5 protein-coding genes and 1 pseudogene are annotated in these 6,717 nt (G+C 59.6%); 1 reads left to right on the forward strand and 5 read right to left on the reverse strand.

Features of this window, described 5'->3' with window-relative positions:
* Positions 1-14: 14 nt before the first annotated feature.
* The gene (locus ACFE67_RS04545) at positions 15-362 is read right to left on the reverse strand and encodes a transposase (protein WP_375405686.1); all 348 of its coding nucleotides are present in this window, start codon (positions 360-362) and stop codon (positions 15-17) included.
* A gap of 33 nt (positions 363-395) precedes the next feature.
* Between ACFE67_RS04545 and ACFE67_RS04550 the strand changes: the two genes are divergently transcribed.
* Positions 396-1,475 (forward strand): acyltransferase family protein, encoded by a 1,080-nt coding sequence (locus ACFE67_RS04550; RefSeq protein ID WP_375405687.1) that lies wholly within the window; start codon positions 396-398, stop codon positions 1,473-1,475.
* A 409-nt stretch (positions 1,476-1,884) separates the two neighbouring features.
* Here ACFE67_RS04550 and ACFE67_RS04555 read toward each other — a convergent pair whose 3' ends face one another.
* The 4 genes and pseudogenes from ACFE67_RS04555 to ACFE67_RS04570 form a co-directional block, all read right to left on the reverse strand.
* Positions 1,885-2,118 carry a hypothetical protein gene (locus ACFE67_RS04555; protein WP_375405688.1) on the reverse strand — a complete coding sequence of 78 codons (234 nt, stop codon included), beginning with the start codon at positions 2,116-2,118 and terminating at the stop codon, positions 1,885-1,887.
* 265 nt (positions 2,119-2,383) lie between these two features.
* Positions 2,384-3,145, reverse strand: coding sequence for an IS21-like element helper ATPase IstB (istB, locus tag ACFE67_RS04560; RefSeq protein WP_375405706.1), 762 nt, complete (start codon positions 3,143-3,145; stop codon positions 2,384-2,386).
* A pseudogene (locus ACFE67_RS04565) lies at positions 3,043-4,069 on the reverse strand (DDE-type integrase/transposase/recombinase); the annotation flags it as partial. The gene istB and the pseudogene ACFE67_RS04565, both read right to left, overlap by 103 nt.
* A 54-nt stretch (positions 4,070-4,123) precedes the next feature.
* Entirely contained in the window at positions 4,124-4,897 is a 774-nt protein-coding gene (locus tag ACFE67_RS04570) for a glycosyltransferase family 4 protein (RefSeq protein WP_375405689.1), read from the reverse strand.
* Positions 4,898-6,717: the final 1,820 nt, after the last annotated feature.

The following is a 6,717-nucleotide window of genomic DNA, read 5'->3' on the forward strand; positions in this document are numbered from 1 at the left end:
GACGAGAACACCGATCAGCGGGGCACTAACTTGATCGAAGTCAGGTCCGAGAATCGGCGGTGCCGCTTCCACGCCGTCTTCCATGATCCGAACGACTCCGGCAGATCACGCCACGGCGCACCAGCGCGATACCGCCAGATGATCGCCTCGACGACCTGCCGGTGTTCACGGAACGGCCGCCCACCACCCGCGGCCGGCACTGGCATCAGCGGCTCGATCCGAGCCCACTGCGCATCCGAAAGAACCGGACCCCGCACCACCCAACAACGCTCCCGCATCCCACCGACACGGGTTAGGAGACACGCCCTAGACGTTCGCCTAGGATTGGCGGGGGTGCCTGCCACCCAGGCTCTTTGTCGCATCGTTACGCAAAGCCCCTTCGGGGAAGGACCACCATGCCGACCATCGAAGGCAAGAGCGACTATCTTCCGGGCCTGGATGGAGTCCGCGCAATCGCGATTGGCGCCGTGATAATTGATCACACGTTCTTTGGACCCTTCACAGGGGGTGGTCTAGGCGTCGATATTTTCTTTGTGCTATCGGGGTTCCTGATAACTCGACTCTTGTTGATGGAGTTGCGAGTTGCAGGACGCCTGAGGCTGGGCCGTTTCTACACGCGTCGTGCATTACGTTTATACCCGCCGCTTCTGATCGCATTAGCGCTGACCTTCTGTTTGTTCCTTATCGTTGGCGATGACTACAGTACGTCTCCGACGTGGCAAGCTCTCCTTGTTGCTGGCCTCTACATTTCAAATCTCGTTAACTTGCATCAGGGCTACCTAGTACAAACCTGGTCGCTCGGAGTAGAAGAACAGTTTTACCTCTTCTGGCCCCTCGCTCTTCTGTTGATACCTGCTCTTCGTCGGAGCCGCTGGACGCTCTTGGCGCTGATCGTCGCGTTCTCGGTATTCAGGTCAGTGACATCCACAGGGCCCAATCCTTACGAGAATCGAGGCTTGCCCTGGTACTGCGTTGACGAGTTGCTGATCGGGGCGTTGCTCGCAGTGTGCTGGGTCAATGATCAGATCCCCCGTTGGCTCGCTAAACCGTGGGTGGGTGCCGTCGTTGCGGCGTGCCTAGTTGGCGCCATGGTGGTAACCCGGTCATTTACGCCCTATATGCTAGGTGGCTACACCATTTTTGGGTTACTGGTTGCAGTCTTCATCGCAAATTTGCTACTCAACCCGCGCAGAATCCTGTCTCGCGCTCTGGAGTGGAAGCCCATCGCTGCTGTTGGCCAAGTTTCCTACGGAATCTATCTTTTTCACAACCCAATCTTTGAGGCCGTGAAGCACCTTGGCTTATCCAGAATACCTTTTATCGGCCTGTCGTATTCCGCAACTGCCATTGTCACCGTCGCCTCATGGTTCCTCGTTGAGCGTCCCATTAACAGATTTAGAAAGCGTTGGCACGCAAAGTCCCTTGCCTCAGCAAAGCTTGCAAGCACACCTGATCAGCGGGTCAAAGAGAACTGAGGGCCGCGGCCTTGCCTTGAACTGCAGGAATAATCTATCCTCGCGTGGTGATGACCATTCAAGTTCGGGCTGCTGCGAACAAGTTATTCGCGGAGCCTAATCCTGACCGCGTTGCGCGGTGCGAAACGGGTGCGGCATTGTGGCCGCTCCGGAACACGGGATCCGCTAGAACGGCCGTGTGTACTGCTCTGATGGATGCGCGTAGGATCCTTCGACGCACTGCAGTTGTGAGTACTGTGCGACGATGGTCGTGAGGTTCACGGCAGCAGCCGCTGCGGCGTGGCCGGTCGGATTCGGGTGGATTCTGTCGACCGCGTCGTTCGCCATCCCGACCCCTGAGGCTCGGCCGTTTCGACGCTGTCGGCGAACTCAACGAACCCGCTGATCAGCCCCTCGCACCGCCGCGGATTCAGGTGTCGACATGGGAGCGGACCGAGGACGAGCCTTCGGTGCAGGTTGCACCGAAGGCGGTCTGGTTCGTCGTCGTCGCCCAGATGGTCATCGAGGTCGTCTTCAGCAGGATCGTGACACCGACTGGCGTGATGCCCTGCCCGGACAGCATCTTGTACATCGTCGTCAGACTTGCGATCAACCCCGAGTACGTCGTCGTGCCGTTCTGGAGGTCGTTCGCTCCTAGGAGCACCAGAGCGTGCGAAGACTCGGACTCGGGAGGCGCCAGATAAACGCGGTTAACCGCAACGGCCGATGCCCACTGCCCACTGGGCAGCCCGGCACGCGGGGACGGCCGCGTTCGTCGCTCGCGTGAACCAGGACGACAGACCACCAGCGGTGTCGCCAGAGTCGAAGCTGATCGAGTCTCAACGCATCTGAGGGAGAACGAGTGTCTGCGCTCTTGGAAAAGTCGACCAGTTTCGCTCGTTGAAATGTGGACCACGTTTCGTTGGTCGTTAGTTTGCCCGCTCGGCTTGGACGCTGGGTAGGGCGTTCTCGCCGAGGTGTTTCAGTCGGTAGCTGGCGCCTTTGAGGGTGTGGACGTCGGCGTGGTGGACGATGCGGTCGATCATCGCTGCGGCGACGGTCTGGTCGCCGAACACGTCGCCCCAGCGAGCGAACGGGAGGTTGCTGGTCAGGATCAGTGACGCGTGTTCGTAGCGGGATGAGACGAGTTGGAAGAACAGGTTCGCGGCGTCCTGCTCGAAGGGCAGGTAGCCGACCTCGTCGATGATGATCAACCCGAACCGGCGCAGCTTCACGAGCTCCGCGGGGAGCGGGCCTCGTTGGTGGGCGTCTTGGAGACGGGCGACCCAGTCCGTCGCGGTCCCGAACAGGACCCGTTGCCCGGCATGGCAGGCCGCGATCCCGAGTGCGGTCGCGAGGTGGGTTTTGCCGGTCCCGGGAGGGCCGAGGAGCACGACGTTGCGGGCCTCGGCCAGGTAGTGGCCCGCGGCTAGCGGGGCGATGTCGTCACGCCGAACACCGGGCTGGTGGTCGAAGACGAACTCCTCAAGGGTCTTCCGGGCAGGGAACGCGGCGCCGCGGATCCGCAGCTCAGCGCCGGATGCGTTCCGGGCGGAGACTTCGCTTCGGTTGTGACGTTGTCTGAGGCCGCGACAGCGGCCAGTGGCTTCAATATTGCTTCGTATTCGAGGGGCGTGAGACTCCCGAGGGATCGCTGGCGGCGTCGCCGGCGATAGCTGCCCCCGATCCAGGTCACAATCGGGAGCCGGCGCTGCTCACGTGTTGCCCCTTCGTCGCCGGTCGAGGACGTTCTTCTGCAGGAGCGCGAAGGACGATTCCATCGCCGCGTTGTCCGCACATGCGCCGACCCGGCCCCTCGGTCCGAGCAGTCCAGCTCCATTGACTGCCGCGTTCCGAGTGTCATCGTCATGACGTGGTCGCGGCGACTGATCGCCATCCGGAGCGCGTTGACCGCGAGCGTTGCCTTCATGAGGGAATCGATCGAGTAACCCATGATCCGCTTCGAGCAAGCGTCCTTCACGGCGCAAAGAAAGAGCTTCCCTTCGCTCGTCGGGTGCTCCGTGCTCTTGGTGAGCCAGAGCCGGTTCACGTCCGGAGTGGAGAACTCCCGGCGCACCCGGTCGTCATACGCCGGGCGGGCCCGCCTTCCGAGTCAGACCCCGCCTCTTGGCACGCAACAACCAGAGCCGCTGCTGCGAGCACAGCCTCTACAGCCGCCACTCGGTAGCGACGTGACCGGCGGCCTTCAGCTCGTCCGCGACGAATCGGTACCCGAACGTCGGGTCATCGGCGTGAGCGTCAACGACAGCGTTCGTCAGATGCGCGTCGTCCCAGTCGCGCTGCGAGACCGGGTCGGCGCGCCACTTCGCGAGCGCTTTGTGGGCTGAAGGACCACCGGGTACGTCATTTCGAGAGCGACGCCTGCGAGAGATACGCGCCGCTCGGCGCAGGACCTCGCTCTCACGCTCCAGCAGCCGCATGCGTTTCTGCGCGTCACCTGGCGCCACCACGTCGACCACTTCGCGGCCCGCGATGCCTGCAACGCCCTAGTCCTGGTTCGCGGTCCGCAGCTACCGCCGCAGGCACGTGATTGATACGCCGAAGCCCTTCGCGACCTGCGTCAGCGGCGCTTCATCCTTCCGGGGAGGACTCAAACACCCTCACCTTCAGGCGACAACTTGGCCGACTTTGTTAACCGCTAGCGCTAGTCAGGGCCTGCGCCCCCGCCTCGAGGTCGAAAGCTTATGGCGGTACTGGTCAATTGCGCTCGAGTATATCACCGTTATATTCTGAATCTTCGTTGTCCAGTCAAAGTATTTGGCGGCCCTCTCTCGTCCTGCTATTCCCATCTTGCGAGCAAGATCGGGATTTGAAAGTATCTGGGACATCGCGTCGGCGAGTCGAGTTGAATACTCCTGCGCACTGTCGGGCTCGATGAGAAAACCAGTCTCTCCCTGGATGATGTAATCAGCTGGCCCACCCCAGTTCGTGGCAATCACTGGAACGCCAGCCGCCATCGCCTCCAGTACGACAGCGCCGCCGCACTCGTAAATGCTGGGCAGCACCAGTGCGGTGGTGTGAGTCAAGGCGATGGCGCACTCGTCTTGCGAAGCCTGCCCTTCAAAGCGAACTCGGTCGGTCAGCCCCAGGTGCCTTGAATGCGCTTCCCATACCGATCGCATCGGACCGTCGCCAATTATATTCAGCGTGACATGTTTAGGCAGCATGCTCACAGCTTGCAGAAGCAGGTCGACCCTTTTCCAGTCCACGAGCCGACCAACGAAAGTGAAGCTCGCCTCGGGACGCACGTATTCGTCCTCCGGTACCTTGAACAACTCAAGGTCAACGCCATTTTCTACCATCATTAGCGTTGGGCGATCGCGGATAGGCTTTGGGAGCGCTGCTGCTGTGCGACCGTTGGCGACGAGTAATATCGACGCTTCACGCTTTCCGGGCACCAAAATATTTGCAACGTCGGCCAAAGTTCTGATGGCCCATCGTAGCGTCCGCTCAAGACTTCCCACTTCTGAGGCGAACGCGGGCGGGTATGTCATTCCCCCATTCATGGGTCCGACTACCAACGGTGCCCGTAAGCCAAACATAACTGATGGCTGTCGTGGAGAAACTGGTGTCGGCTCGTGAATAACAACGTCTCCCGGGCTGCCGCTGATAATAGACGAGACAAGTCGTCGTCCACGAATACCGTTAGCGAGAGCCATGAGAGGCCAAACTGACAGTCCTCGAACCGCATAAGGAAGCTTAGTTCCTAATCGTCCTAGCCAACGGCTTGCGCACGTATCGACCACAAAGTGCATCGAAGGAGTACGACCTGGGGACAGGTTAGTTAGTTCTTCGCGTACTCGTTCGTGTGTCACAAGATGTGCGTCTACGCCTCGATCGCGCAGGCGTTGAAAATAGTGCCAAGGGATAATCGCTTCGCCGCCCATGCGAGTACTCGCGTTGGGTGCGAAAATTATGACTCGAGTGTTACGAAGTTCGTTCTTGACCATTTTTACTGATCCTCGCCAGCCATCGCTAGTTGTGGCTTTCAGGCGTAGTACATTGCTTCGACTACGGTCCGAGCGGTCAATCTAGCGCACTGAACACGCACAGACAAGCGGGCTTCGTCGATGCATTTCGGCACCTCCGGCCGCATCTGGATCTCGCGCTATTGGCCGTCCCGCACACGCAATTTGGTGAAGAGTTGTCATTGAGCATCGAGGCATGGACGAGCTTTGAACGTAACGCGAACTATTCGACAGGTAACCTGCTGCGACGCGAATGAATCCACCGCGGGAACGGGCCCGTGTTGTTGCGGTATCGAGGACCCGCAGTCGATTGCTATGGCGCCGGCTTTCAGCTCTCGCGCTAAGGATCTGCTCTTCCTGGAAATCGGACGATGGAAACGCGACCGCATCGATGCATTAGGGCAGTGACGGAGTCAGTGTCTCTGTGTAGTAGTGAAGATGCATCGCCGCGGTTGGTGGGTCAGCGAAATGCGATTCGCGCCAACGAGAGTTTTGGTCTTGCAACAAGGACCTCCGAACCTGACCCTTCCCGCGCCTCATCTTGAGGTCAATGACTGACTCTCGGTTACGGCGGGTACCCTAGCCGAACCGGCGTGTGTCTCACGCGGCGAGCGAACTGCGGGGGTGACCGTGAAGGCCAGTAAGCGGAACTTGATAGTACTCGTCTGCGTGGCGTTGGTTGTCGTGATTGCTGGAGGCGTGACAATACTTGATCTGCAGAACGAGAATGTGTCGAGGTTAAGTTCAGTCGGTCGCAGCGAAAACGTGGTTCCGTCCGTCGCTTCGCCCAGCAGACCGTTCTCGGAATCGCCTCATGAGCCAAGTGGTTCCCAAACCGTTGGGGTGCGGCCAACCGCAGCGCCAAGCAAGGCAGGAGCGGCGCGTCCTTCAATGAGGGCAAAGGCTTCGGGCTCGCTTCCCGGCTTGGCGCGGGGGTATCCATTTGGCTCGTCTAGCGTTTGGCGGGTGGATGTGAGAAATGCTCCAGTTGCATCCAATTCCACTCAACTCGTAAATTATCTAAGTTCAAGCGTGTATGACAGGTTCGGGGGTGTGGCTGCCTTCAACGCACATTCTTATAATACTACATTTTACCGGTCAAGCGCAAAGACCAGGCGCGTGAACGTTGCATTCAATGATTGCCAGAATAAAGGATACACGCCGGCCGGATTGTTGGGGAGAGGCGGACAATTTAATTCTGTTCCGATTCCGGTGGGAGCCCACGCGGCGGCGGGAACTGACGCTTGCGCTTCTGAAGGGAAAGGGATAACGAT

The sequence above is a fragment of the uncultured Amnibacterium sp. genome (assembly GCF_964244015.1).
Classification (GTDB): Bacteria; Actinomycetota; Actinomycetes; order Actinomycetales; family Microbacteriaceae; genus Amnibacterium.